Annotated in this window: 26 protein-coding genes and 1 pseudogene; 9 read left to right on the plus strand and 18 right to left on the minus strand. The window is 68.5% G+C overall.

Annotated features, from left to right (window positions below; genetic code table 11):
• The 8 genes from AC1DYD_RS20280 to AC1DYD_RS20315 form a co-directional block, all read right to left on the minus strand.
• Positions 1-877: CIS tube protein (locus AC1DYD_RS20280; RefSeq protein ID WP_478174553.1), on the minus strand; the 877-nt coding region annotated here is incomplete at its 3' end.
• A gap of 14 nt (positions 878-891) precedes the next feature.
• A complete protein-coding gene (locus AC1DYD_RS20285; protein ID WP_478174554.1) occupies positions 892-1,371 on the minus strand; it encodes a phage tail protein in 480 nt (159 codons plus the stop codon).
• Positions 1,371-2,990, minus strand: coding sequence for a phage tail protein (locus AC1DYD_RS20290; protein ID WP_478174555.1), 1,620 nt, complete (start codon positions 2,988-2,990; stop codon positions 1,371-1,373). The genes AC1DYD_RS20285 and AC1DYD_RS20290 overlap by 1 nt, the downstream gene beginning before the upstream one ends.
• A 25-nt stretch (positions 2,991-3,015) precedes the next feature.
• Positions 3,016-3,459 (minus strand): phage tail protein, encoded by a 444-nt coding sequence (locus tag AC1DYD_RS20295; RefSeq protein ID WP_286373904.1) that lies wholly within the window; start codon positions 3,457-3,459, stop codon positions 3,016-3,018.
• Between the two features lie 66 nt (positions 3,460-3,525).
• On the minus strand, positions 3,526-5,301 hold the full coding sequence (locus AC1DYD_RS20300) for a phage tail sheath family protein (RefSeq protein ID WP_478174556.1): 1,776 nt from the start codon (positions 5,299-5,301) through the stop codon (positions 3,526-3,528).
• Positions 5,302-5,360: 59 nt separating this feature from the next.
• Positions 5,361-6,170, minus strand: coding sequence for a hypothetical protein (locus tag AC1DYD_RS20305; protein ID WP_478174557.1), 810 nt, complete (start codon positions 6,168-6,170; stop codon positions 5,361-5,363).
• The gene (locus AC1DYD_RS20310; RefSeq protein ID WP_478174558.1) at positions 6,167-6,766 is read right to left on the minus strand and encodes a Pvc16 family protein; all 600 of its coding nucleotides are present in this window, start codon (positions 6,764-6,766) and stop codon (positions 6,167-6,169) included. The genes AC1DYD_RS20305 and AC1DYD_RS20310 overlap by 4 nt, the downstream gene beginning before the upstream one ends.
• Before the next feature lie 37 nt (positions 6,767-6,803).
• Complete coding sequence (locus AC1DYD_RS20315; RefSeq protein ID WP_478174559.1) at positions 6,804-7,055, minus strand: hypothetical protein; 252 nt, start codon at positions 7,053-7,055, stop codon at positions 6,804-6,806.
• Positions 7,056-7,171: 116 nt separating this feature from the next.
• Between AC1DYD_RS20315 and AC1DYD_RS20320 the strand changes: the two genes are divergently transcribed.
• Entirely contained in the window at positions 7,172-7,447 is a 276-nt protein-coding gene (locus tag AC1DYD_RS20320) for a hypothetical protein (RefSeq protein ID WP_478174670.1), read from the plus strand.
• Positions 7,448-7,603: 156 nt separating this feature from the next.
• On the opposite strand, the gene AC1DYD_RS20325 is transcribed toward AC1DYD_RS20320, so the two are convergent.
• Positions 7,604-9,307 carry a M30 family zinc metallopeptidase gene (locus tag AC1DYD_RS20325; RefSeq protein ID WP_478174560.1) on the minus strand — a complete coding sequence of 568 codons (1,704 nt, stop codon included), beginning with the start codon at positions 9,305-9,307 and terminating at the stop codon, positions 7,604-7,606.
• Between the two features lie 297 nt (positions 9,308-9,604).
• Positions 9,605-9,910 (minus strand): hypothetical protein, encoded by a 306-nt coding sequence (locus AC1DYD_RS20330; RefSeq protein WP_478174561.1) that lies wholly within the window; start codon positions 9,908-9,910, stop codon positions 9,605-9,607.
• A gap of 430 nt (positions 9,911-10,340) precedes the next feature.
• Between AC1DYD_RS20330 and AC1DYD_RS20335 the strand changes: the two genes are divergently transcribed.
• Positions 10,341-10,778 carry an Hsp20/alpha crystallin family protein gene (locus AC1DYD_RS20335; RefSeq protein ID WP_478174562.1) on the plus strand — a complete coding sequence of 146 codons (438 nt, stop codon included), beginning with the start codon at positions 10,341-10,343 and terminating at the stop codon, positions 10,776-10,778.
• A 19-nt stretch (positions 10,779-10,797) separates the two neighbouring features.
• A complete protein-coding gene (locus tag AC1DYD_RS20340) occupies positions 10,798-11,202 on the plus strand; it encodes an Hsp20/alpha crystallin family protein (protein ID WP_478174563.1) in 405 nt (134 codons plus the stop codon).
• Positions 11,203-11,279: 77 nt separating this feature from the next.
• Here AC1DYD_RS20340 and AC1DYD_RS20345 read toward each other — a convergent pair whose 3' ends face one another.
• The 3 genes from AC1DYD_RS20345 to AC1DYD_RS20355 are packed head-to-tail and all read right to left on the minus strand — an operon-like array spanning position 11,280 to position 14,620.
• Entirely contained in the window at positions 11,280-12,065 is a 786-nt protein-coding gene (locus AC1DYD_RS20345; RefSeq protein ID WP_478174564.1) for a citryl-CoA lyase, read from the minus strand.
• Positions 12,066-12,078: 13 nt separating this feature from the next.
• On the minus strand, positions 12,079-13,593 hold the full coding sequence (locus AC1DYD_RS20350) for a class I adenylate-forming enzyme family protein (RefSeq protein WP_478174565.1): 1,515 nt from the start codon (positions 13,591-13,593) through the stop codon (positions 12,079-12,081).
• A gap of 37 nt (positions 13,594-13,630) precedes the next feature.
• The gene (locus tag AC1DYD_RS20355) at positions 13,631-14,620 is read right to left on the minus strand and encodes a tripartite tricarboxylate transporter substrate binding protein (protein ID WP_478174566.1); all 990 of its coding nucleotides are present in this window, start codon (positions 14,618-14,620) and stop codon (positions 13,631-13,633) included.
• 100 nt (positions 14,621-14,720) lie between these two features.
• Here AC1DYD_RS20355 and AC1DYD_RS20360 point away from each other — a divergent pair, with 100 nt between their 5' ends.
• The 4 genes from AC1DYD_RS20360 to AC1DYD_RS20375 all read left to right on the plus strand — a co-directional run bounded on the left by AC1DYD_RS20360 (position 14,721) and on the right by AC1DYD_RS20375 (position 18,050).
• A complete protein-coding gene (locus AC1DYD_RS20360) occupies positions 14,721-15,572 on the plus strand; it encodes an IclR family transcriptional regulator (protein WP_478174567.1) in 852 nt (283 codons plus the stop codon).
• Positions 15,573-15,617: 45 nt separating this feature from the next.
• Positions 15,618-16,034, plus strand: coding sequence for a VOC family protein (locus AC1DYD_RS20365; RefSeq protein ID WP_478174568.1), 417 nt, complete (start codon positions 15,618-15,620; stop codon positions 16,032-16,034).
• A gap of 314 nt (positions 16,035-16,348) precedes the next feature.
• Positions 16,349-16,807: a MarR family winged helix-turn-helix transcriptional regulator gene (locus AC1DYD_RS20370; RefSeq protein ID WP_478174569.1), complete on the plus strand. Its 459-nt coding sequence runs from the start codon at positions 16,349-16,351 to the stop codon at positions 16,805-16,807.
• A 142-nt stretch (positions 16,808-16,949) separates the two neighbouring features.
• Positions 16,950-18,050 (plus strand): FUSC family protein, encoded by a 1,101-nt coding sequence (locus AC1DYD_RS20375; protein ID WP_478174570.1) that lies wholly within the window; start codon positions 16,950-16,952, stop codon positions 18,048-18,050.
• A gap of 8 nt (positions 18,051-18,058) precedes the next feature.
• On the opposite strand, the gene AC1DYD_RS20380 is transcribed toward AC1DYD_RS20375, so the two are convergent.
• The 5 genes and pseudogenes from AC1DYD_RS20380 to AC1DYD_RS20400 form a co-directional block, all read right to left on the minus strand.
• Positions 18,059-19,132, minus strand: coding sequence for an NAD(P)-dependent alcohol dehydrogenase (locus AC1DYD_RS20380; RefSeq protein ID WP_478174571.1), 1,074 nt, complete (start codon positions 19,130-19,132; stop codon positions 18,059-18,061).
• 109 nt (positions 19,133-19,241) lie between these two features.
• Entirely contained in the window at positions 19,242-20,759 is a 1,518-nt protein-coding gene (locus tag AC1DYD_RS20385) for an SLC13 family permease (RefSeq protein WP_478174572.1), read from the minus strand.
• 257 nt (positions 20,760-21,016) lie between these two features.
• Positions 21,017-21,184 (minus strand): annotated as a pseudogene (locus AC1DYD_RS20390) (transposase); the annotation flags it as partial.
• A gap of 167 nt (positions 21,185-21,351) precedes the next feature.
• Positions 21,352-21,723 (minus strand): response regulator transcription factor, encoded by a 372-nt coding sequence (locus AC1DYD_RS20395; protein ID WP_478174573.1) that lies wholly within the window; start codon positions 21,721-21,723, stop codon positions 21,352-21,354.
• Between the two features lie 41 nt (positions 21,724-21,764).
• Complete coding sequence (locus tag AC1DYD_RS20400; RefSeq protein WP_478174574.1) at positions 21,765-22,412, minus strand: response regulator transcription factor; 648 nt, start codon at positions 22,410-22,412, stop codon at positions 21,765-21,767.
• Between the two features lie 432 nt (positions 22,413-22,844).
• Between AC1DYD_RS20400 and AC1DYD_RS20405 the strand changes: the two genes are divergently transcribed.
• Entirely contained in the window at positions 22,845-23,672 is an 828-nt protein-coding gene (locus AC1DYD_RS20405; RefSeq protein WP_478174575.1) for a DUF2092 domain-containing protein, read from the plus strand.
• A gap of 12 nt (positions 23,673-23,684) precedes the next feature.
• The gene (locus tag AC1DYD_RS20410) at positions 23,685-24,272 is read left to right on the plus strand and encodes a hypothetical protein (RefSeq protein WP_478174576.1); all 588 of its coding nucleotides are present in this window, start codon (positions 23,685-23,687) and stop codon (positions 24,270-24,272) included.
• The last annotated feature ends 380 nt before the right edge of the window (positions 24,273-24,652 follow it).

Raw genomic sequence — 24,652 nt, forward strand, 5'->3', positions numbered from 1 at the left:
CGAGGCGGTGTCGACCGAAGCGCTGGCGCCCGCGGTGCCGACGCGAGGCGGTGTCGACCGAAGCGCTGGCGCCCGCGGTGCCGACGCGCAGCCCCGCGAACGCGGCGCCGGCCGTTGCGCCGATGCCGAGCCCGGCGCCGCCACCGAGCGACAGCCCGCCGCCGATGGAGGCACCTCCGCCGACCGACAGCCCCGCCCCCGCCGAGAACGCCACCGGCGCGCCGATGCTCACCGAGCCGCCGACCGACAGCGAGACATCGGCACCGAAGCGCAGGCTGGCCGCGCCGTTGGCCGAGGCGATCGCGCGCGCCGCGCGCGGATCGCCGAGCGCATTGGCGACCGAGGCCGGCGCGGCGCCCGGCGGCACATCGACCGGATCGGGCGTCAGGTTGCCGTCGACGCTGGCGTCGGGGTTCTTGCTGCTCTGGAACTCGACCTCCTGCGCGGCCAGCGTCAGCGCGATGCTGGCGCGCAGCGGCACGCCGCTGGCGGCGAAGAAGTCGATCGTTTCCTTGTACTGCTCGATCACGCCCTTGAAGGTGTAGGTGCCCCAGCCGAACGCGACCTTGGGCGCGAATTTCTTCTTGCCGTCCTTGGCCGGCTCCATCAGGCGCGAGATGGTCTCGGTCTGGATCCGCACGTCGCTGCCGTCGTCGCTGCTGTCGTAGACCAGCGTCATCGCGAGCTTGGCGGTGCTCTTCTTGACGAACTGGCGGGCGCCGTTGTTGCCGTTTCGATCGTCGAACTCGTTGCTGATCGTGTATTCGAGCGAGACCGGGTTGAACTGCACCGCGATCGCGCCGGTGCCCGCGCCCGGTCCCTCGAGCACGTCGAAGGTGGCGGATTCGACCGTGGGGGCGTCGGGCAGGCTGGCCATGGCTTCTTGCTTTCCTAGTCGACGATCAGGCGCAGGCCCTCGTGCGCGAGGTGCAGTTCCTCGACGCCGATGTCGGTGCCCTTGGCATTCAGGTCCGAGGCCTTGAACTTGACCGGCATGCACCTGTCCAGGCTCCAGGTGACCACCGTCTCGCCGGCCGCGTCCTGCATCTGGATCTCGGCCGAGAGCCGGTACGCATAGGCGCCGCCGGCCACCAGCTGGAACCACGTGAAGGCATCGCGCGTGGTCGTCATGCCACGCTTGAGCACCACGGTGGCGAAGCTCACCGGCCCGGGCCGCTGCGCCGCGCCGTAGTTGAGGCCGCCGGCCTTGATCACTTTCGGCTCCATGGTCGCCTCGAGGCCGGTGCATTCGGCGAAGGCGCCGCTGCAGACGGCCACGTCGTCGCCGCCCTGCGCGTTCGAGAAGCTCACGTGGAAGCGGAACGCATGCAGCGGCTGCAGCAGGTTCTCGGGCAGGTCCTGGTCGGGCATCAGGCGGCCTCCCGCAGCGCCGCGGCGCCGCTCGCGTTGTTGAGGTCGAGCACCACCGTGATGCGCTCGATCGAGGCCGCGGGCCGCAGCGTGATCACGACGATCAAACGGCCCGCATCGAGGTCGGCCTGGGTCATGGTCGTGCGGTCGCAGCGCACCGCGAAGGCATCGGCGATGGTGGCTCCCGCGAAGGCCCCTTCGGTCCAGAAGCCGGCCAGCAGGTTGTCGATGCTGCGCCGCAGCCGGGCCCAGGTGGCCGGGCCGTTGAGGTCGAAGGCCAGGCTGTCGCCGGCTGCACGCGCGGCGCGCAGGATGGTGCCCATGAGGCGCGAGCTGCCACCGAAGCGCCAGGCCTCCTGCGACGACAGCGTGACGTCCGACTGCAGCGCCCAGCCCTCGGGCTGCTGCGCGAACAGGCAGACGTGGCGCGCCAGCTGCGCATCGGGGCTGTCGTCGCCGAGGCCCCACGAAGGCCGCGGCTCGGCCTCGACCACGTCGCGCAGCCGCGGCACCGAGAAATCGCCGGCCACCGAACGGAAGCAGCCGCGCAGGCTCGCACCGGCGGCCACCAGCCCGGCCAGCACGCCATCGGGCGACTCCAGCCCTTCGGGCAGGTCGACGGCCGCCCGCGTGCGCAGCCAGGGCCAGGCCAGCTGCACGAAGGCGCTCGACGCGCCCGGGTCCTGGTCGGACGGAATCGCCGCGACGGACAGCACGCCGATGCGCCGCAGGTAGGCGCCCATCTCGGCCTGCGCATGCACCTGGCCGTCGCCGCTGACGCGCCGGGTCTCGGGCTGCGGCAGCGGCAGCGCGGCAAGCAGCATCAGCTCGCGCTGGTGCCGGGCCAGGAAGGCGCGCACCGCGATCAGCGCGAGCTGCCAGGCCAGGTAGCCGTCGCTGTCGAGCCGCGGCGCCGGCAGCCGGCGCAGCGTGCTGTCGTCGGGCGGCGCATCGTTGTCGCTGCACTCGACGAAGCCGGTCGGCACCGCGGGCGGCGGCAGCGCGGTGCGCGGCGGCGGATCGCTGGTGCAGCAGGCGTCGGCCAGGTCGGGCAGCAGCAGCAGGCTCAGCTCGCGCAGGCCGTAGACATGATGGATGCCCTGCCAGGTCGACGGCTCGGAAGGCACGAACAAGCGGGCCGGGTTCGTGCGGTCGGCGAAATCGGGAACCATGCGGCGCAGCCGCTCGCGCCGCGCCGCGGCCGGGTCGGTCAGCGTCTCGATGAAGGGCCAGGGGTCGCCGACCCGGACCACGATCGCTCGCCGCCCGCCGCGGGCGAAGAAACTGCGCACCGCGGCGCCCAGGTAGGTGGCGCAGACCGCGATGCCGGTGTCGGTGTCGACCGGGTCCGCGCGCAGCGGCCGGGCCTCCCAGGCGAACAGCGCATCGAAGCGCGCCCAGCTGTCGATCACCACCGGCAGGTTCAGCAGCGACTCGACCTGCTCCGGCGGCCGGGCCCAGAGGCCGTCGATCCAGCCGCCCTCGCGCAACTGGTCGCGCACCGCGTCCGGCAGCGGCGTGCCGGCCCGGCGCGCCACATGGCCGACGAAGCAGGCGACGTCGGCGCGGCGCAGGTCGGGCACGACCGGCGGGGCGGCGGTTTCGAACAGCAGGCTCATGGCGTGGCAATGAAGCGCAGGGGGCTCAGGCTTCCATCTCGAGCGCTTCGGAGGACAGCACGAGTTCTTCCATCGCGACGTCGCCGCCGCCCTTGGCCGCCAGGGTCGGGCCGGTGTACTTCATCGGCAGCACGCCGCGCAGCACCCACGACTGCACCGGCTTCTGCGACTCGTCGAGCAGCAAGATGGTGATGCTCTTCTTGGCATCCGGACCCTTGGTGCGCGAGTCCTTGATCCACTGGAACAGCGAGATCGAATTGACGATGCCGCGCTTCAGCGTGACGTCCGAGACCTTGTGCACGCCGCCGACCTTGCGCACATGGTTCTCCTTGTCGTTGCCGTTGCGGTACTCGGCGATCGTGAGCTCGGTGCCGATGCCCGAGACATCCGAGAAGCCGCCGAAAGTCTCGCCGCCGTCGAAGTTGACGACGAAGTTGAAGGCGCCGTAGGGCGTGGTGCGATTGGCCATGGTGATTCCTTTCGGTGCGATTCAATGCGGATGCCGTCAGCTCTTTCGCTTCGTGCCGGCGATGCTTCATTGCCGGGCGTCAGCCGTCTTCTGGCCGATGCGGAAGATGACGAACTCGGCCGGCTTGATGATCGCCACGCCGATCAGGCAGATCAGCCGCCCGTTGTCGAGGTCGTTCTGCGTCATGGTCGTGCGGTCGCAGCGCACGAAGTAGGCCTCCTCGGTGGTGGTGCCGAGCAGCGCCCCGCCCCGCCACTCGTTGTAGAGATAGTCCGAAATGGTCTGCCGCACGTTGGCCCACAGCCGCTCGCCGTTGGGCTCGAACACCGCCCACTGCGTGCCGCGATCGATCGAGGCTTCGAGGTAGTTGAAGTAGCGCCGGTCGGAGACGTACTTCCATTCCGGGTCGCTCGAGGCCAGCCGGGCTCCCCAGACGCGATAGCCGCGGCCCGACAGATAGCGCAGGCAGTTGACGCCGATCGGGTTCAGCAGTTCCTGTTGCGCGAAGTTGATGTCGCTCTCGAAGCGCAGCGCGCCGGTCACGACCTCGTTGGCCGGCGCCTTGTAGACGCCGCGCTGGGTGTCGTTGCGCGCATAGATGCCGGCCACGAAGCCCGAGGGCGGCAAGGCGATCTCGCGCGGGATGTCGTCGCGGCCCGGCCGGGCCAGCGGGTTCGAGACGATCACCCACGGGTAGTAGAGCGCGGCGTAGCGCGAGTCGATGCGGCCGCGCGCGATGCGCATGCCGCCGGGCGTCTGGCTCGGCTCGCAGTCGAGCACCGCGATGCGGTAGGCGCGGCGCCGCTCGGCGTGGCCGATCAGCGCGCCCTGGATCGCCTGCGCATCGGCGTACGCACTGCCGCCCGGCGCCGCCACGATCGACACGTCCTCCAGCCCCGACAGGGTCGCCAGGCCGTCGGCATAGCTGCCGGGCGTGCCTTCGGCCCCGGTGATCGGCGCGTTGCCGTCGGTGCCGCCGGCCATCACCAGCAGGCGGCGGCCGTCGGTGTCGCCGACCACCGCCGGCAGCGCCCGCACCGCGGCCGCCAGTTCGAAGGCGCTGACGCCGTTGCCGATCTGCGCCGCCACCAGGTTGGCCAGCGCGTCGGCCCGGTTCGCCGGGTTCTGCGCCAGCACCGTGCCGAGCCAGCGCGGATGCGCGGGCGCGTAGCCGAGCTCGTCCCACGACTGCGCGTAGCCATCGGCGTCGATCACGTCGACCGCCAGCGTCACCAGGTTGGCGACCGAACCGGCGCCGCCGGGCGTGTCCCCGGCGGCGAGGCCGGTGAGCGACAGCGCCGTGTTGCCGCTGTCGAGCCAGGTGGCGCCGCTCCCGGTGTAGAGCGTCTCGGTGTCGCCGACCCGGATGCTCAGCAGGCTGCCCGCGGGCGCGGTGCCCAGCGTTCGCACCGTGGCGGAACGCGCCGCTTCGCGGAACAGCACACGGCCGTTGTAGGCCGCGCCCGCGAAGCGCGCGCGAATCGAGGCGTTCTCGGCGTCCGAGCCGCCGGCCAGCAGCGAGCCACTGGCCACCGCTGCCGAGTTGAGCGTGCGCACCACGTAGAGCCGCGAGCCGCCGTTGTCGAAGTAGGCCCGCGCCGCGTGGGCGACGAAGTTGAGTCGCCGCGCGGCATCGCCTACGTCGCCGAGCGCCAGGTTCTCGAGGCTGCCGTAGATGCGCTCGAAATCGGGCAGGCTCGTGACCAGCTCCGGCACGCCGCCGAGCGGTCCGCGCCGCGTCGGCCCGATGAAGGCGGTGGTGCTGGTGCCGACCCCTTCGATCGACTTGGCGCGGAAGCTGGTTTCTTCGACGTAGACGCCGGGTGCCAGGTATTCGGGCATGGCCTATCTCCTTTGCATGAAGGTTGCGGGTGCTGGACGACGAGTGACTCGCTGGGCCTTCATGGCAATGCGAGCGCGAGGGAAACGGACTGCGAACGCCCGGAGGCGATCCGCAGGTCGAGCGTGGCGTTCGGCAGCGTGGCGCGATGGGCCTCGAGCTGGTCCGGATCGACCAGCGGCAGCACGGCCGGCGCACGCCCGGCGCGCACGGCATCGGCGTGGGTGCGCAGGCCCGTGGCCGGGTCGTAGACGAGTTCGAGCGTCACGGCGGTCTCGTCGACGACGACCGCCTCGGCCTCGTCGGACCACGTCGTGGCGGGCACGCCGGGCACCGGCACCAGCGCCTCGCCGCGCCAGTCGCTCAGGCCGCGCGCGACCACGCCGGCGCTGCTGCGGACGACGAGCAGCGCGCCGCCGAGCGCGTCGCCGCTGGCGCTTTCTCGAACGCTGACGCGCAGCACCGCCCAGTTGACGCCCACCGGCGCACTGCTCGCGGGATACATCTCGACCTCGATCGGGCGGAACAACGACGTCGCTTGATCCGCATGATCCGGCGCCGGGTCGCGCGGCAGCGCCAGCGCGGCGATGCGCGGCAGGTAGCTGCCGGAAAGGTCTCGCAGCGATGCGCTCAGCGCGACCGAGCCGATCGCGGGTGCGGCGGGCGGCGCGTCGAAGGCAGCCTCGTGCGCGGCCAGCAGATCGGCTTGCGTGATCACGTAGAACCCGCTGCGATTGCGCCGCACGCGCGCGCCATCGACGCTGACCTGCAGCGGCGCATCGACCGCCGCGCGCGTGCTCGCGTCGACGCAGCGCAGCGCGCCGAGCACGCGCGTGTCGATGTGTTCGAGTTCGCGGATGACAAGGGTCATGGCCCGGCTCCCGCCGGCCGCACCGTGCCATAGCCGAAGCGCGTCGCCACCACCGGCCCCGCTTCGAGGACCAGGTCGGGATCGATGCGCACCAGCCGCGCCACATACGACACCGAGAGCCGGTACGGCGGCGCGAGCGCATCCCAGATGCGCATCATGTCTTCCACCGGCAACTCCGAAGGAATGATCTGGATCACCTCCTCCGCGCTCCACGCGCCCTCGGGCGACAGCGACGACGCATCGAGGATCGGGTGCAGATACAACTGGCGCAGCGCCCACGTGAAAGGCAGCAGTTCGTCCTGCGCCGTACCGGCCCATGCGGTGAGCAGGAAGTGCAGGTCCAGCCCCAGCGGCGCCTGCTGCTGCGGCGACATCAGACCGGGGCGCTGCTGGCGGTTGTGCTCGTTCACCGTCACGCGGTAGAGGTAGAGCGTGATGCGTGTCGTGTCCTCGATGGTGCCGGCCAGTTCACCCGACGACACCAGCGCGAAATCGCAGGCCGGCATCGCCTGCGCACCCACGCTCGCCGGATAGGTGTTGCGCAGGAAGGTCGCAATCGAAGCGCCTACCGAGTGGATCGCCTGGATGTTGGCCATCTTCGTCAGCGCTCGTTCCGACGCATCCCGCGCGGCCTCACGGACCCGCCGGCGCGGCCCGGTAGATCACGCTGCCTTCGGGCAGGCTGGTGCACATCATCACGCGCTGGCGCACCAAGCGCTCGAGCGCCGATCGCACATCGGGCAACGGCAGCTCGACGCCCATGCGCGGCAGCCACCATTGCGCAATGCCCTCTTCCGTGTCGGCAGCCTGCGGCCAGCGCGCGAGGTAGGCCTCGATGGCCTCGGCAGCGCGCCGCGTTCTGCTTTCCGCCGACCCGTCGAGCAATGCAGTCTCCAGGCAAAGTCATGCACTGTCATTGCGAATCGCGTGCCAATCGACGCCTGCGCGCAAGTGCTTGATTTGATTGGGAGTGACCGCGCTGCAGGGACGCCTGCCGGGTCATTGCCGACCCGGCAGCCGCGACCCACCGGGGCGGGACGGACCCGGCCCGCGGCCGGCGTAGTAGTCTGTGGCCCGCCGACGCCGTCGCCTTGCAGCGCAGCTACCTCGAATGGCGCAAGGAACCCGCAGCGCCGCTGCTGGTCAACTTCGATGGCCGACTCGAAGTGCGCGAGGCGATGGAAGGACCGGCACGCGAGCAGATGGTGGTCGAGAAGTTCCGCTCGGTGGAGCCGGGCAACACCTGTGCGATGGTGGCGGCGGCGAAGGGCAAATGAGGGGCTATTCGACCTTGCCGATAGCCTTGTTCTCGATCACGACGGGCCGCTGGCCGACCGCGACCTGCCGCGCGCGACGGCCCACACGCGGGACCATCTGCTCCACGTACGGCGCAATCTGCTGGGCTCCTGACGGGCCCTGCCTTCTTCCGGCATTCAGTTCACGACCACCGAGAGGGTGGTCCCCGCGGGCACGCGGACGGTCTCGGTATAGGTGCCCTTCAGGCCGGGACGCGCCACCGGGAAGCTGCCCAGCTTGTGCAGCATGTCCGGCACCGCCTGCGGCAGCGCGCGGTTGCTGCGGCCCAGGCTCGAGGGGTCGATCGCGGGCAGGCTGAAGCCGCCTTCACTGCGGGCCGGCATGCTGTACTCGGCAATGCCCGCACCCAGGGGGATCACGCCGGCGGCGGTGGCCGAGAAGCGGCGCAGTTCCTGCCCCAGGCTGGAGTTCGGCCGCTTCGACTTGATGGCGTTGTCCAGGATCGCGGTCGAGTCCTCGATCCCCGTGCTGTTCAGCAGCGACTTGTAGAAGTCGAGGCCGAACTGCCGGTTCAGGAAGCCGCCGAACGAGCCGGTCAACGCATAGCTCTCGCAGCTCGCCCCCATCGGCGTCCACTCGGAGAGCGTGCAGTTGTAGCTGCCCGAGCCGTTGTAGGCCAGATAGTTCGGAAAGCGCGTGTCGCGAATGGCGTTGTGGCTGGGGTCGATGTTGAAGCTGGCCCAGTCCTCCATCATCAGCGCCGACATTTCCTCCAGCCAGGTGTCGTAGGTGTACTGCGAGCCCATCTTCACGCCGCGGCGATAGAAGTTCTGCATGTGCAGGCCCTCGTGGGCCATCGCGGTCGCGATCTGCTTCACGCCGGCTTCCCCGTCCAGGTAGAGCGATTCGGAGTCGAAGTAGAGGCTCAGCGATTCGTTGCTGTAGCTCAAATCGCCGCTGCCCTTGCTGAAGTTGTTCAGGCCCCAGAAGTAGCCGATGAGGCCATAGGGCTTGCCATTGGGTTCGAAATTGACGAAGAAGATGTCCACGGGCTGGCCGCTGCCCGCCACCATCTGGCTGAAGTCGTGGTCGCCCCACAATGGGCCGCCGGTGCGCACCAGCATGTCGTAGATCCCGCCGGGCGCGGCGAACTTGTCTTCCATGCGGTTGGCGAGTTCGGCGCTGATCCGCAACGGGCCCAGTTCACCGGCCTCGACCCACAGGTTGACCATGGTGCCGTCGCTGGCGGCCCGCTGGACCGCCAGCTTCACCGTCCGCTGCGAATGGTCGTAGAGGTAGATCTGGCGCTGGTCATCGACGGCATAGGCCGCCGATGGCGCCATCGACTTGGAGAGCGCGGGCTGCGTCTTCGATTGCGGATCGATCAGCAGTCCGAAGCCCGAACGATTGAATTCGCCGATCGCGCGCTTCTGTGCCTCGACGCTGTCGATGCGGGTCCCGGCGTCCGTCAACATCGCCTTGCGGGACACGATGCTGCGATCGACATTGGAGCGCAGCACGATGCCGGCCATTGCCTGGTCGGTGGTGCTCTCGTTGGTCAGCACGAGCGTCACGGTCTGGCCGTCGAGGCCGGCGACGGACAACGGAACATCCGCCGAGACCTGGGACTTGTTGATACCCTGCCAGACGACGGTGCCCGAGCCCGAATAGGTGCTGACCTCGAACGCACTGCAGGAACTGCACGAGGTCGTGATCGCCGCGTCCGGCGGCTTCACTTCCGCGGGTGGCGCAGCTGCTGCCGCGGGCACTGCCACGGCACCGCCGCCGCCACCACCACCACCACCACCACCACCGCCGCCACAGGCCGACAAGGACATGGCGACGGCCAGCATGGCCGTCGCGCCCCATGGCAATTCCACTCGTGATCTGCGGCGCATCTTTCGCTTCCTCGTTGCAGGGTTCGGCGAGGTGGCAGGCGCCTCCCCGCACAACCCGAGGAATGCACGACGGATCGGCGTTCAGTGAATCGGGTTGCAAGTGGATATCGGCAGCTGCGGGGGAATCTGCAGTGAGGCGAAACTCTTAATTCTCCGGGGGCTCCGCCAACGCGCGCACCACTTACGTCGAACGGGGCGTTGTCGTGCCACCAGTTCACGCTCAGGCACGGCCGAGTGCGCGCCGTTGACCCTGCTCGGGTCGTCCTCCCGGTACCTGATCTAGATCCGCATGAACTGCGAAATCCGCTCGCCGACGACGCGGGCCCGGCTGCGGGTCGCCGCGGCCCGGCGACGTTCCACCACCGATTCGAGCGCCTGGGCGACCGTGTCGGCACGGCCCTCGTCCTCACCGGCGCGGCTGCGCCAGTTCTTCGCGACCTCGCTCAGCTCCTCGACGCTCAACGGCTCCGGCGGGTCATTGACCGTCCGCTCAGGGCGCGGCGCCCGGGCCGCCCGGGTCGCACGAAGAATGCCAAGCAGTCCCTTGGAGGACCACTGCAGTTGGGGGGAGCGGGTGGATTGCATGTAAGGCATTATGACTAATAACACTTTTGGTTACAAGCCCTTCGAATGGACTAGGTGTAATCCCGAAGTCTTTGCGGCGCGCATCCTTCGACCCGGGTATAATTCGCCCTCCCCCGAAATGCCCTGGCCTCTTTCGGTTGCCTGCGCAGGCAAGCCGCATCTCACGCCGGCGCGTCGAAGCCACCACGACGAGAAAAACGACAGGTGACTTCCGCAAGTGAACATTTGCCGTAACGTGGGTCGCGTAAGTGCCCACGGCCACATTCACGAAGAAGCCCGCCTCGCGCGGGCTTCTTCACGTCCCGATGGCGCGATCGCGCCATCCATCGGCAGGATGCCTCTTGAACTTTCGGCCGCCACGCCTACTTGGGAGTTGGAAGCGCTGGAGACGCCTCCGGCGCTCCGTTCAACCCAAATGGAGGTTTTCGCCATGGTTCGATCCTTGTTCCCGCGCGACATGTTCGCCGAGATGGATCGCCTGCAGCGCGAGATGCAGCAGGCCTTCGATCTCTCCCCCACCATCCGAGGCTTCGGCCACGGCAGCTTTCCGGCGCTGAACGTCGGCGGCACGCCGCAGACGGTCGAGATCTACGCCTTTGCGCCGGGTCTCGACCCCGCAACGCTCGACGTCCAGATCGATCGCGGCCTGCTCACCATTTCCGGCGAGCGCAAGAGCAACCGGCCCGAGCCCGGCGCCAAGGAAACGCTGCACGTCAACGAGCGCTTCGAAGGCGCCTTCCGCCGCCTGCTGACCCTGCCCGACGATGCCGATCCCGACGCGGTCGATGCCAAGGTGCGCGACGGCGTGCTGCACATCACGGTCAAGCGGCGCGCCTCCGCGGTGCCGCGTCGCATCACCATCCAATGAAGCGAACGGGAGAAAAGAGATGAACGACATTCAGAAACGCGAGCCCCAACCCGGGACCGGCCTGGAACGAAAGAGCGAACGGCGCTACGACGAACCCGCGCTGACCCCGCCGGTGGACGTGATCGAGGACAGTGCCGGCATCACGCTGTACGCGGACCTGCCGGGCGTGCCACGCGACAAGCTGCATCTGCATGTGGAAGCCGACTCGCTGACGATCGAGGGCGAAGTCGATCTGGAACTGCCCGAAGGGCTGCAGTCCAGCCACACGGAGGTCGGCCTCGGGCGCTTCCGCCGAGTCTTCACCCTGAGCAAGGAACTGGACACCGAGAAGATCTCGGCAGAGCTTGCACAGGGCGTGCTGAAGCTGCGCATACCCAAGGCGGAGCACGCGCAGCCGCGGCGCATCGAAGTCCGGGTGGCCTGAGCGTGCAAGAACCCGGCGTCGCGGTCTGCCACGCACACGCGGCGACAGGTCCAGTGGCGGCGCGGGAGGGGTGAAGCTCATGCGTCATCCTTCCCGGTCGCGCCGACGAACGGAATCGCATGCTCGATGGTGTCCCAGATGAAGCGGCCCGAGGGAACTTGCTGCTCCTCGACGAGGTGCGCGACCAGCCCCGCAGCGCGCGAGATGACGGCGAAGCCGCGCATCACCCCGGTGGGCACGCCGATTTCGCCGAGCAGTGCGGCCACCGCGCCGGTCGCGTTGATGGTGATGGGGCGCCCGGCCACGGCGTCGACCGCGGCGGACAGGCGCTCCAGCGCCCGCACCTTGTCGCCGGCCAGTTCGGGCTCGGCGCGCGCCATGTCGAGCAGCTTGTAGGCGCGCGGATCCACCGGCTTGTGCAGGTGGTGGCCGAAGCCGGGCACCGGGCTCTTGATCTCCTTGCAGCGGCGCGCGATCTCCATCGCCTCGGCATCGGGGTCGGCGGCGGCGTCGATGCGGTCAAGCAGGCCGGAGCAGTTCTCCATGGTGCCCACGAACGAACTGCCCACGGCCAGTAGCCCGGCCGAGACGGCGCCCTGCAGGTTCTCGGGCGCGCTCATGTAGATCAGGCGCGTGGCAATGGCGCTGGGCGTGAGGCCGTGCTCCATCAGCACGACCAGCACCGCGTCGGTGATGCGCAGGTCCACGCCGCGCGGCGTGCGGTTCAGGATCTGCATCAGCATCACCTCGGTGAAGGTCTTCTTGCCGAGCAGGTCTTCGACCAGGTCGGCATCGCGGTAGTGCAGGCTGGTGAGCGTGTGGGTGCACAGGCGGGTGACGGGGGTGGCGGAGGTGGAAGTCATCGTGTGGTCTCTTTCAGGAAGTGGCGGCGGGGGCCATGGCGAGTTCGCGCACGGCGCTCTTGAGCACCTTGCCCACGGGTGAACGCGGCAGGGACTCGTGAAAATGGATGTGCTTAGGCGTCTGCACGGGGCCCAGGCGCTCGCGCACGAAGGCGATCAGCTCGGCCTCGGTGGCGTGCCGGTCCGGGCGCAGCTGCACGGCGGCCTGCACCGCCTCGCCCCACTTGTCGTCGGGGATGCCGAACACCGCGCACTCGTGTACAGCGGGGTGCTGGCCCAGTGCGTTCTCCACGTCCACCGGGTACACGTTGAAGCCACCCGTGATGACCATGTCCTTCAGGCGGTCCTTCAGGTAGAGATAGCCGCGCTCGTCGATCAGGCCCCGGTCGCCGGTGTGCAGCCAGCTGTCCACCAGCGTCTCGGCGGTCTTCTCGGGCAGGCGCCAGTAGCCGGTCATCAACAGGTCGCCGCGCGCCACCACCTCGCCCACGTCGCCGGCGGGGAGCAGCCGGCCGTCCGGCGCCATGATGGCCACGTCGCTGAACCAGGCGGTGCGGCCCACGGCGGCCCAGTTGCGCTCGTCCTCGAAGTCCTCGGGGCGCATCACGGTGAGGATCTGGGGCGCCTCGGTCTGGCCATACGTGGTGCCCAGCACCGGGCCGAAGAACTCGCGCACCTCGCGGATCTTTTCGGAGGGCATCGGTGCGCCGCCATAGATCAGCCGGCGCAGGCACGGGAAATCGTCACGCGACGCGCCCGGCAGCGCCATCAGCATGTAGACCAGCGTGGGAGGCATGAAGCATGCCGTGCCGCCGCGCTCGCGGAAGGCCGCGCGCACGGCCTCGGCGCCGGCTGCGGGCAGCACCACGTGGCAGCCACCCTGCGCCAGGATGGGCAGCACGTAGGTCGAGGTGCCGTGCGTGATCGGCGCCGCCACGACGTAGCGCTCATGCGCGTCGAAGCCCCAGGCGTGGATCTGGTTGGCGATGTTGGCGAGCCATGCGCGGTACGGCTGCATCACGCCCTTGGGCGCGCCGGTGGTGCCGCCGGTGAACTTGATCGCCTGCGTGGCGTCCAGCGGCAACGCGAAGGAAGGACGCGGTGCGCCGGCATGCCGGGCAACCAGGGCTGCGATGGTGGCTTCCTCCTGCGGCGCCGTGCCGGTGCGGATGCGTGTGCCGGGCGCACCGTCGAGCAGTTCGGCGCAGGCACCGTCCAGCACGAGGATCGAAGGTTCGGTCGCATCGACGATGCGGCGGATCTCCGGCTGCGTGCTCTGCGGATTCAGCGGCACCCAGACCTTGCCGCAGGCCAGCACCGCGAGCAGCGCGGCGATGTGCTCCGCGCTGTTCTTCGCGCAGATGGCCACGCGGCTTTGCGGCGCGGGGTCGAGGGCGACGAGCGCGGCCGCCAGCGCCGCCACCTGGGCGGCCAGCGCCTCGTAGCGGATGGTGCCCTCGGGGGCGTCGATCGCAATGTTGTCGGGCCAGCGCGCCGCGGCACGCCAGAAGAAGTCGATGGGAAACATGGGTCGGTGTGCTCCTGTACGGGCTCTCTTGTCGTCGTCACTCGGCCTTGGCGCCGGACTCTTTCACCACTGCGCGCCAGCGCTTGATCTCGGCCGCGGCGAAGCTGCGCATCTGCTCGGGCGTGCCGGGTTCGGGGGTGGCGGCCAGGTCCTGCAGGCGCTGGCGCACGTCGGGCGCGGCCAGCACCTTGCCGAGCGCGGCGTTCAGGCGGTCGATCACCTGGCGCGGCGTGCCGGCGGGGGCCGCCAGGCCGAACCACGACTGCACGTCGAAGCCCGGATAGCCCGACTCGGCCAGCGTGGGTACGTCGGGCAGCAGCGGCGAACGCCGGGCGCTGGTGATCGCGATGGCGCGCAGGCGCCCGCCCTGCACGTGCGGCAGGGCCGATGGCGTGTTGTCGAACATCGACTGCACCTGGCCGCCCAGCAGGTCGGTGACCGCGGGCGCGCTGCCGCGGTAGGGCACGTGCAGCATATTGAGCTTGGCCTGCATCTTGAACATCTCGCCCGACAGGTGGATGGACGAGCCGCTGCCGGACGACGCAAAGGTGATGCCCTCCCTGGACTCCTTGGCGAAGCGCACGTAGTCGGCCACGCTCTTCACGGGCAGCGACGGGTTCACCACGAGGATGTTGGGAATCTTGGCGATCAGGCCGATCGGCTCGAAGTCCTTGACGGGGTCGTAGCCGAGCCTGCCGTAGAGCGAGGCGTTGATGGTGTTTGCGATGGTGTAAACGTAGAGCGTGTAGCCGTCGGCGGGCGCACGGGCCACGTACTCGGCGCCCACGTTGCTGTTGGCGCCCGTGCGGTTGTCCACCAGCAAGGGCTGGCCGAGCTGCTCGCCCAGCTTGATGGCGACGAGGCGCGCGATCACGTCCGTGGCGCCGCCGGCCGCATAGCCGACCACGAGCTTCACGGGCTTGGATGGCCAGGCGGCGGGCTGCGCCTGCAGGGGCAGCGCGGCGCTGCAGGCGAGGGCGGCGGCGAACGCCAGCCCATGCCGGCGGGGTGCGGAATACGAGGTCACTTCTTGTCTCCGTTTGGGTATGCAATGCCTGTCGCGGGCCGCGTCTTGCCGTGCTGCGGCACACTGCGCGATGGCTCCGTTGACCGAGAAATTTTTTCGCATGCCTTCCCGAACCGCGAATACAAACGTCCGCCAGCCGGACGTTTCAGCCCGTGCCGCAGCCGCGCGCGCACCCGGCGTCGAGCCCGGCGACGACCCCGGCGACGACCCCGGCAGCCGCACGCTGCGGCGCGGCCTGCAGTTGCTGGACGCCGTGCTGGGCAGTGGCCGCGAAGGCCTGCGCGTGGTGGATCTGTGCCGCGCGGCGGGGCTGGAGCGCGCTACGGTCTACCGCCTGCTGGCCACGCTGGTGGAGAGCGGCTACGCCGCGCAGCGCGGGCGCTTTCGCTATGTGGCGGGGCCACGGCTGGCGGCCATGGCGCAATCCGCCGGCATGCCCAACATGGCGATGCGCCTGCGTCCGGTGCTGGAACGCGTGAGCGCAGCCTGCGGCGATGCGGCTTTCGCCATCGTGCGCGAAGGCCCCGCATCGCACTGTATCGCGCGCCATGTAGGCACGCATCCGGTACAGATCCTGGTGATCCAGGTGGGCACGCGCCAGCCGCTGGGCGTGGGCGCGGCGGGCCTGGCCCTGTTGTCGGCGTTGCCGGACGACGAGGTGAACACCGCCATCGCGGCCAATGCCCTCGTCCTGGGGCGCTACGGCGGCATGACGCCCGAGCGCATGGCGCTGCTGGTGCGCGCGACGCGCGAGCGGGGCTGGTCGGTCATCGGCAACCATGCCACCGACGGGGTGCTGGCCGTGGGCATGGCGGTGCACAGCACCGAGGGCGAGCCCGTGGCCGCGATCAGCGTGGCGTCGACCCTGGACCGCATGCCGCGCGAGCGCCAGCAGTTGATCGCGCGCTGGATGCGCGAAGCACTTGCCGCATTGCTGCCGGGCGGGCTGTAAGAAATGGGTTTATCTGTTGGCTTGGACTGTCATGATTGGCCGACCATGAGCGACCCACCCTTCGACGACCGCACCGGGCAGCACCCGATCACCATCGATCGCATCAGCGCGGTGACGCTGGCCACGCACGACATGGCGCGTGCGCTGCGTTTCTACCGCGCCTTGGGCTTCGCCCTGCACTATGGCGGTGACGCCGCGGGGTTCAGCAGCCTTGACGCCGGCAACGCCCGCCTGAACCTGACCACCGAGGGCAGCGAGCGGGCATGGTCCTGGTGGGGCCGCGTGATCTTCCACGTTTCCGACGTCGATGCCTTTCACCGGCGCGCCGTCGCCCAGGGCTTGGCGCCGGAGGCGGAGCCGCGCGACGCCACCTGGGGCGAGCGCTACTTCCACATCACCGATCCGGATGGCCACGAACTGAGCTTCGCCACGCCCTTGGGCAATGTTCCCCAGCGCGGTTAGCGGTGGCGCGGGGCACGGTCGGCGCGGTGGCTCAATCGGAGGTCGGCGCCAACAGCATGGGTCGCATAGCCGGAATTTTTCCCTTTCGAACCAGTAGAACTTCGCTCTCTGTCCACGGCTGGCGCAATCCTGCAGGTGTGGCTAGCTACGCGCCGCGCGACCTCTCCGCGGTCAGGATCTGGGCAGACTTTATTCCATCGAAAGGCTGACTTTGTTCAATCGGGCGAACCTTGCTGTCCTTCTAGAAAGCGGCAAGGACGCTTCGCGTTCCCTCACTTCGTTTGGATTCAAACGATTGTGATAAAATCATTCTGGTGACGAACGAAACATCGGAACTTCAGCAGCGCATCGGCATCCGCCTGGTCGGCCTGGCCCGCCGCTGGCGCCAGGCGCTCGACGCCCGGCTGTCTTCCGCCGGGCTGAGCGACGCCACCTGGGCACCCCTGATGCACCTGCACGAACTGGGCAGCGGCATCTCGCAGAGCGAACTCGCCGCCGCGGTCGGGCTCGACGGCTCCAGCCTGGTCCGGCTGCTGGACATCCTGGTCGAACAGGCGTTGATCGAACGCCGCCCCCACCCGGAAGACCGCCGCGTGAAGCGGGTGCACCTGACCCCGGCCGGCCGCCGCACCGTGGCGTCGATCCGCAAGCGGCTGCAGGCCATCGACTCCGAACTGCTGGCCGACGTCGACGACGAGGCTGCAGCCGCGATGCTGCAGGCCTTCGAGCGCATCGAGGCCCGGATCGCCGCCATGGCCGAGAGAACCACATGAGCCGCCGGGCCGCTCCCAAGGCGAATACCGAAGCGCTGCTGCGCGAAGGTTGCCTTATGAGCGCCGCGCCGGGCCGCCCCAAGCAAGCTCGCGCCCCCTCGGGGGGCAGCGAGGACACGAAGTGCCGAGCGTGGGGGCCAGAATGAGCGCCGCGCCAGACCGGACGCGCCGCGCCTCCATCCGCCGCATGCTCGCACCGGCCCGCATCCGCGAGAGTTTCGCGGTCGCCGCCCCGCCCTCGCTGCGCAACGCCGCGGTGGCTGGCATGCAGACCTCGCTGGCGGTGCTGATCGCGGTCGCGGCCACCCATCTGTCGCCGTGGGCGCAGCTCGAGGGCTATTCCGCGCTGGGCGCCCTGGCCGCCCTCTTCGGCCGCTTCGCGCCGGCGCGGCGGCGCATGCCGATCGTCCTGCTGGCGGGCCTGCTGCTGACGGCGCCGGTCGGCGTGCTGTCCGTGGTCTCGAAGACAGGCGCGGCGCCGGCGACGATGCTGCTGTGCCTGGCGCTGCTCGCCGGTCTGCTGAGCGTCCTGGTGAACCGCTGGCGGCTCGGCGGCCCCGGCGCGGTCATCTTCGTCTTCGCGGCCTGCGCCGCGGTCGACCCCGTGGACTCGTGGCGAACGGTGGTCGAGCGCACCGCCTTCACGGCGGCCGGCGCCGTCGTCGCCTGGGGGATCTGCCGTTCGACCGACCGGCTGCGTTCCGGCGCCCCGTTGCCTGGCGCCGGCGACAGCCCTCGACCCGCATTGCACCTGTGGATCGCAGGCGCGCGCATCGCGCTCTGCGCGGCGAGTGCGGCACTGCTGGCGCTGGCCGCCGGCTGGGCCCATCCGGCATGGGCGGCAATCGGCGCGACGGCCGTGATGCAAGGCGGCCGCCTGCACGTCACCATGCACCGCGCAGTGCAGCGCACCGTCGGCACCGTCATCGGCGCCGCGCTGGCGTGGGTGTTCCTGGTGAACCATCCCTCTTTCTGGTGGGTGCTGCTGGCCGTGGTCCTGCTTCAGTTCGCAACCGAACTGGTGATCGGCTTCAACTATGTGTTCGGCCTGGTCTGCGTCACGCCGATGGCGCTGCTCATGACCTCGCTCGCGGTGCCGCACGCCACCGACGGGATGCCGATGGCGCGCGTCCTGGACACGATCCTCGGCGCGCTGGTCGGCATCGCCTTCGCGGTGGTCTTCTCGACGCTCGACGACCGCGCCCACCTGGCGGCGCATCACGAGCAGACACGCGCCGGCTGAGCACCCGCTCAGGGCGTGATCGCCACCTTGAGCACCCCATCGCGCTGGTTGGCGAACAGTTCGTAGGCGGCCTCGATGTCGTCGAGCTTGAAGCGGTGCGTCACCAGCGGCTTGAGGTCGACCCGGCCCGAGCCGACCACGTCCATCAAGCGGCGCATGCGCTCCTTGCCGCCGGGACACAGCGTGCTGACGATCTTCAGGTCGCCGAGGCCGGCGGAGAAGGCACCGAGCGGAATCCGCAGGTCGCTCGAATAGACGCCCAGGCTCGACAGCGTGCCGCCCGGCCGCAGCACCCTCAACGAGGACTCGAAGGTGCCCTGCGTGCCGAGCGCCTCGATCGCGACATCGGCGCCTCGCCCGTCGGTCAGCGCCATGATCTGCTCGACCGGGTCGCCCTGCCTGAAGTCGACGACGTGGTCGGCGCCGAGCGCGCGGGCGACGTCGAGCCGCTCGCGCACCGTGTCGACGCCGATGATCGTGGTCGCGCCCATCAGCTTGGCGCCGGCGACCGCGCACAGGCCGATCGGCCCCAGCGCGAAGACCACGACCGTGTCGCCGATCCTGACCTTGCCGCTTTCGGCACCCGAGAAGCCCGTGGACATGATGTCCGGACACATCAGCACCTGCTCGTCCGTGAGGCTGTCGGGGATCGGGCTGAGGTTGGCCATCGCATCCTTGACCAGCACGTACTCGGCCTGGCAGCCGTCGATGGTGTTGCCGAACTTCCAGCCGCCCATGGCCTTGAAGCCGTGCTTCGTCCCCGGCCCATCCTGCGAGCCGCAGCCGCAGAGGCAGGCGTAGCTGTGGCCACTGGGCGTGATGGCGCCGGCGATCACGCGCTGGCCCTCCCGGAACCCGGTGACCGCCGAACCCAGCTTGTCGATCACGCCCACCGGTTCGTGGCCGATGGTCAGGCCGCGCTCGACCGGGTATTCGCCCTTCAGGATATGGACATCGGTGCCGCAAATCGTCGTGGTGGTGACGCGCACCAGCGCATCCAGCGGCCCGACGTCGGGGATCGGCTTCTCATCGAGAACGATGCGACCCTTTTCAACAAAGATCGCGGCTTTCATCTTCTTCATGGCAAGGCCCTTTCGTCAATCGATTCCATTGGATCGCCATGTGCGCGGCGCGCCCTTGATCTCGCGCAACAGTGACCGGGAAAGCAACGGCCGGCGGCCGCGCGCCGATTCACCCACCCGATGCCATGTACCCCATCCACGGCCAGTAGGTGAGCGCGAACACGAGCAGCAGCACGGTGGCCGCCGCCGTGATCGCCAGCCCGGTGCGCACGAAGTCGCGCGCCTCGAAGGTGTCGGTGCCGTAGGCGATCATGTTCTGCGGTGCGTTCACCGGCAGGATGAAGCCGAAGCTCACCACGAACTGCAGCAGCATCGTCATTCCGACCACATTGAGGCCCGGCGTCTGCACGGCCGTGAGCACGCTGATGACGATCGGGATCATGGTCGACGCCAGTGCCGTGGCGCTGGCGAAGCCGAGGTGGATCACGATCAGGAACATCGACAGCAGCATCAGGATCACGAAGGCGCCGGCCTGCTGCAGGCCCAGGTGATGCACGATCAGGTTCGCCAGCCAGTCGGCGGCGTGGGTCTTGAGCAGTGCCGTGCCGACGCTGATGCCCACGGCGAACAGCAGCACCGTGCCCCACGGGAATGCGCGCTGCGATTCCTTCCAGTCCATCACGCCCACGCGCGGCAGCAGCATCAGCGCGATCGCGGCGATGGTGGTCGACGAGGTGTCGAAGTCGTGCAGCACCTTCTCGGTCGACCAGAAGCCCAGCAGCGCAAGCACCAGCATGAGCAGCTTCCATTCGCGCCCGGTCATCGGACCGATCGCGTCGAGCTGCAGGCGGATGGTGGTCCTGCCGCCCTGGATCTCGGCCATCTCGGGCTTCAGCATCCGGGTCATGATGAAGTAGAGCGCGACGCTGAGCAGCGCCGAGAAGGGCGCGCCGGCGACGAACCATTCGGTCCAGGTGATGTTGACCCCGAACTGCTTCTCGATGAAGCCGGTCGCCACCATGTTCTGCGCCGCCGCGGTCTTGATGCCGATGTTCCAGACGCTGGCGGTCTGTGCCGCGGTGATCACCAGCAGCGCCGCGAAGCGGCTGCGCTTGTCGACCTTGAATGCGAGGATGAAGCCCATCATGATCGGCATCAGGCAGGCCACGCGCGCCGTGGTGCTGGGCACGATGAAGGAAAGCAGAAAGCCAACCGCCATGGCCCCGATCACGATGTGCTTGGTGCGCGCATCGACCTTCGACAGCACCATCAGCGCGATCCGCCGGTCGAGCCCGGTCGCGGTCATGGCCGCGGCGATGAAACAGGCCGCCGCCACCAGCGCGACGGCGCTGCTGGCGAAGCCCGACAGCGCCAGGCCCAGCGCGGCGGCGGTCCCCATGTCGGCGCCGTCCGGCCTGGCCGCATCGGGCGCGTAGGCCAGCAGGAAGATCATCAGCGCGCCGATCACCACCGCGCTCACCGCATAATCGAGCGCCTCGGTCATCCAGACGATCACGGCGAAAGCGAGGATGCCGAGCATCACCTGCCCGGCCTGTGGCAACCCCTGGGCCGAAGGCATCCAGACGATCGCAATCAGCGCCGCGAACGCGGCAACGAGTCCAGCGCGCTTGACGAAGGATACGGGCGCCGGTCCGGCAGGCGAGGTGGGCGTAGCGATGGCGTTCATGGGGGCTCCCGGGTCTGGGTCTGAGACCCCTTCATCATCGACGCCGAGCCGGCGACGGCGGCTGATGTGGATCAAGCTGACGGCCCAGCCCCAGAAAGAGGAAAGCTACGATCCTCTCTGAAGAAATCGCGAACGGCCATGAGTTACCCCAATCTCAATCTACGCTTTAAGACCGAGAGCGATCTCACGCCTGAGAACCTCGACGTCATTGCTCGGAGCCTCTCGCTACCTCATCTCGACGAGACCATTCGGAGCATTCAGTTCGCATCGGAGATGCGCTGCGCAAGCAGGTCGCGAAGACTGTGCTTGATGCGCGTCGGATCGCGTGGATCGCTGAGTACCGCTGCGGCTGCTCGGCTCAGGCCAATGCATTCGTCCACGCGCCGAAGTAGTAGCACACCACCGTCCGAGCCGATGTCACCACCCTCGAAATCGCTCGAGCGCGCACGACCTCTTCATCACCCGCACGCGTCTCGTGCTGCGCCACATCTTCGGTCACAAGGTCTCGGGATTCCCGGTCGGCCTGGCAGTCAGCTTCTAGCGCGCCGCCCACAGATACGCGCGCAATGTCGATGGCAGATGCCCAAGCTGCTCAGCCAGCCGCTCGGCGGATGGCCTCGAGAACATCGGCCCCGGTATCGTTCTTGCGAAAGTAGGCGGCACAACCGACGGCTTGCGCCGCAGCGCGCATTTCCCGGTCGTCGTGCGCGGTGATGAAGATGAACGGCGCGTGTCCGCCTTCCGCAACCAGGCGCTGGGCCAGTTCGATTCCCGACATCCCCCCGAGCTGGACATCGAGAACGAGGCAGTCGAACCGGGGCTGCTTCGTGTCAGCGAGGAACGCTTCTGCCGAGCCATAGGTGATCGGCTGCATGCCCGACGCACGCAGCAGCCTGCCAAGAGATCGGCAAAGGCTCTCGTCGTCATCGACGACAGCGACATAGATGGGGATGATGGTGCTCATCGGAGGTCCACGTGCACTTTGGGCGCCTCCGAACCCTTTGTCTACTGCCCCTTAGGGAAGGTCGGCGCGGCCGCCGTCAATACACCTGCCTCCTGCGACAGTCGTGTAAGCGCCGCGACGGACCCTACCTCCAGTTTCATCATGATCGCCGTGCGGTGCAGTTTCACGGTGCGTTCGTTGATTCCCAGATCGCCGGCAATCTGCTTGTTGAGCCGGCCCCGCAGAACGTGGGAGAGTACCTCGAACTCTCGCACCGACAGTGCGCTGAAGCGCTCCTCCAGTTCGCGTTGGCGTGCCCTCGCCTGGCGCTCATGCCCGTCTCGCGCCAGGGCGCGCCGTACCGCGTCGAGCAGTTCTTCCTTGGGGGCTCGCTTTTCCAGAAAGTCCTCCGCACCGCCGCGCATCGCGCGCACCGTCGAAGCAATGTCGCCGTGGCCGGTAAGAAAGAGCAGCGGCAGCGGGTTGCGCGTCAGCGCGAGCGCCGATTGCAGATCGAGCCCATTCAATCCGGGCATCTGCAAATCCGCCACCACGCAACCCCGCGCGTTGCTGTCGCACTGCGCAAGAAATTCACTCGCGGACGGGAAGGTCTTCACGGTGAAACCACTCACGAGCAGCAATCGGGACGTGGCGGTGAGAAACGACACGTCGTCGTCGACAATGTGGACGGTAGGTTCGCTCGCTTTCATGCTGCGGCGAGTTCCAGCCCAACCGACAGCCTGAAACGCAGACCGGCGCAGGCGCCATCGCGTCGGCCACGATCGTGGAACCGGGCTCGGCAATCGGGTGATTTTCTCAACTTCACGGTCCTCCATTCAGCAAAATCGGGCCTGATCTACGCAAGTTGATCGCGGCCAAGCACAGCGTTCCCCAGTTTCGGCAAGCCACGAACTCGGCTCTGAGCGGCAGTTCTGTCTCGAACGTGCGAGCTTACTGCGCCGCCGAGAAACGTGGGCTGGTGACTCGCCGGCTACTTCCCGAAAGGGAAGGTGTGCGTCGACGCCATTGTCACTATCCTCAGCACGGAAACGAACCGCAAGGCCCAGTGCCCGTCCAGCGAGCAGATCGATGCGCCCGCGATCCGGGCCTGTGTCCATCAATGTCGAAGAAGGAAATCAGCAATGATCCAACTCCAACGCTGCGCCTGCACATTGCTGGTCGCGCTGGGCCTGTCGCTGATGGCGGAGGCAAATGCACAGCAACCTCCACCCACCAAGCCCGCCAGATCCGCCGCCAAGTCAGCCCAGCCCGAACTCGAAGCCAAGGCGATCGACCTCCTGCGCGCGATGGGCGGTGCTCTGGCGACCGCCAATTCGATGTCGTTCACGGCCGTCGCCACCTACGAGAGCCCGAGCAGCGTCGGCCCCGCGCTGGCCTACGGAACCACTTCCGAAGTGTTGCTGCAGCGCCCCGACAGGCTGCGCGTCGTCACCTTGGGTGACGGACCGCCCGCGGAGTACTACTACGACGGCAAGACCCTCAGCGCCTTCGCGCCGGCTGAGAACCTGGTGGCCGTGGCGCCAGCCCCGCCCACCATCGACGCCATGCTCAAGCAGGCCTTCGACAATGCCGCGATCTACTTCCCCTTTGCCGACATCGTCGGCAGCGACCCCTTCAAGACGCTCACCGAGGGCCTCACCAAGGCCTTCTATATCGGCCAGTCGAAAGTCGTCGGCGGCACCACCACCGAGATGGTCGCCATCGCCAGCGACCAGATGTTCATGCAGATCTGGATCGGCGCCGACGACAAGCTGCCGCGCAAGCTGCGCGCGGTGTTCCGTGGCGACCCGTTGCTGCTGCGCCACCAGGTGGAGCTGTCCAACTGGAAGCTCGACCCGGTGATCGCGGCCGAGGCTTTCGCGGCGGTCAATGCGGCCAATGCGAAGAAGATCGGCTTCGCGGTGCCGAAACCACCGGCGGCGGCGAAGAAGGCCACCAAGACCAAGTAAGGAGAACGAACCATGACGAATACCAAGGTCCTTCTTCCCGTGCTGGTCGCGTTGCTCATCGCGGCTGGCTTCCATGAACCGGCGGCCGCCTGGGCCAGCGCCAACCGCTTCGGCGGCCATTCCTATGGCGGCTGGGGTGGCGCCACGCATGTCAACCGCTGGGGCGGCTCCACCTCGCGCAGTTGGGACGGCGCCGTCAGCCACTCCAACATCTACGGCGGGCATTCCGCCGGGGTACCGGGTTACGGCGCCGTGCACACGACTGCCGGAGGCTTCAGCACCTACCGCCCGCCGGCCTACGGCTACGCGGGCTATGCGCCCTACCACGCACCGGTGGCGGTGCCGTACTACCACGCGGGCTGCTACAACTGCGCCGGCGCGGTCGCTGCGGGTGCGGTCGTCGGCCTGGCCGCCGGCGCCGCGGTCGCCAGTGCTGCGCGCCCGATCTATTCAATGGGCGTGAACTACGCGACTGTGCCGCCCGACGCGGTCATCGTGAGTCAGGCCGGCATCACCTACTACCAGGTCGGCAGCACTTGGTTCCGGCCGTACTACGGCGCCAACGGCGTGTACTACACCGTCGTACCGGCTCCTTACTGATGAACGACTGCCCCTCCAGGACACTGCGCGAGATCGCGCAGCTCACCCATCCCTCCCTCGTCTGCCTCGTGCTGGCCACGTAGCGCCGATGGGCGCGATCTGCAGGACCCCAGCAGATCCGCTCGACCCTGAAGGTGGCACGGTACTCGCCGATGAAGTCCCTCAAGACGCTTGCGAAGCCTGGTGAACGTTGTTGCCTGGTCGGCGGTCGTCATCCTGGTCTGCGAATGGCCCCGGGCTCAAGACCTTCAGGCATCCTTCCTGGTGTCGCGGCGTAGAGGATTTCGATGGGCGCCACCGAGCGACCGCAATGAAAGTCGGAGCAGCCCTTGAATCCGACACGCGCGTGCTCAGTTCGGCGAGAAGCCTTTTTTCAAGCG

It is taken from the genome of Variovorax sp. P4_B11 (assembly GCF_056402355.1).

What these genes read in the sequence shown, in the direction of transcription:
- AC1DYD_RS20285 (WP_478174554.1), bottom strand. Translation starts at nt 1,371, where the DNA reads ATGCCCGACCAGGACCTGCCCGAGAACCTGCTGCAGCCGCTGCATGCG.
- AC1DYD_RS20350 (WP_478174565.1), bottom strand. Translation starts at nt 13,593, where the DNA reads ATGTTTCCCATCGACTTCTTCTGGCGTGCCGCGGCGCGCTGGCCCGAC.
- AC1DYD_RS20385 (WP_478174572.1), bottom strand. Translation starts at nt 20,759, where the DNA reads ATGAACGCCATCGCTACGCCCACCTCGCCTGCCGGACCGGCGCCCGTA.
- AC1DYD_RS20410 (WP_478174576.1), top strand. Translation starts at nt 23,685, where the DNA reads ATGACGAATACCAAGGTCCTTCTTCCCGTGCTGGTCGCGTTGCTCATC.
- AC1DYD_RS20340 (WP_478174563.1), top strand. Translation starts at nt 10,798, where the DNA reads ATGAACGACATTCAGAAACGCGAGCCCCAACCCGGGACCGGCCTGGAA.
- AC1DYD_RS20295 (WP_286373904.1), bottom strand. Translation starts at nt 3,459, where the DNA reads ATGGCCAATCGCACCACGCCCTACGGCGCCTTCAACTTCGTCGTCAAC.
- AC1DYD_RS20380 (WP_478174571.1), bottom strand. Translation starts at nt 19,132, where the DNA reads ATGAAGAAGATGAAAGCCGCGATCTTTGTTGAAAAGGGTCGCATCGTT.
- AC1DYD_RS20335 (WP_478174562.1), top strand. Translation starts at nt 10,341, where the DNA reads ATGGTTCGATCCTTGTTCCCGCGCGACATGTTCGCCGAGATGGATCGC.
- AC1DYD_RS20290 (WP_478174555.1), bottom strand. Translation starts at nt 2,990, where the DNA reads ATGAGCCTGCTGTTCGAAACCGCCGCCCCGCCGGTCGTGCCCGACCTG.
- AC1DYD_RS20400 (WP_478174574.1), bottom strand. Translation starts at nt 22,412, where the DNA reads ATGAAAGCGAGCGAACCTACCGTCCACATTGTCGACGACGACGTGTCG.
- AC1DYD_RS20305 (WP_478174557.1), bottom strand. Translation starts at nt 6,170, where the DNA reads ATGACCCTTGTCATCCGCGAACTCGAACACATCGACACGCGCGTGCTC.
- AC1DYD_RS20360 (WP_478174567.1), top strand. Translation starts at nt 14,721, where the DNA reads ATGCCTTCCCGAACCGCGAATACAAACGTCCGCCAGCCGGACGTTTCA.
- AC1DYD_RS20310 (WP_478174558.1), bottom strand. Translation starts at nt 6,766, where the DNA reads ATGGCCAACATCCAGGCGATCCACTCGGTAGGCGCTTCGATTGCGACC.
- AC1DYD_RS20375 (WP_478174570.1), top strand. Translation starts at nt 16,950, where the DNA reads ATGAGCGCCGCGCCAGACCGGACGCGCCGCGCCTCCATCCGCCGCATG.
- AC1DYD_RS20405 (WP_478174575.1), top strand. Translation starts at nt 22,845, where the DNA reads ATGATCCAACTCCAACGCTGCGCCTGCACATTGCTGGTCGCGCTGGGC.
- AC1DYD_RS20395 (WP_478174573.1), bottom strand. Translation starts at nt 21,723, where the DNA reads ATGAGCACCATCATCCCCATCTATGTCGCTGTCGTCGATGACGACGAG.
- AC1DYD_RS20330 (WP_478174561.1), bottom strand. Translation starts at nt 9,910, where the DNA reads ATGCAATCCACCCGCTCCCCCCAACTGCAGTGGTCCTCCAAGGGACTG.
- AC1DYD_RS20300 (WP_478174556.1), bottom strand. Translation starts at nt 5,301, where the DNA reads ATGCCCGAATACCTGGCACCCGGCGTCTACGTCGAAGAAACCAGCTTC.
- AC1DYD_RS20345 (WP_478174564.1), bottom strand. Translation starts at nt 12,065, where the DNA reads ATGACTTCCACCTCCGCCACCCCCGTCACCCGCCTGTGCACCCACACG.
- AC1DYD_RS20365 (WP_478174568.1), top strand. Translation starts at nt 15,618, where the DNA reads ATGAGCGACCCACCCTTCGACGACCGCACCGGGCAGCACCCGATCACC.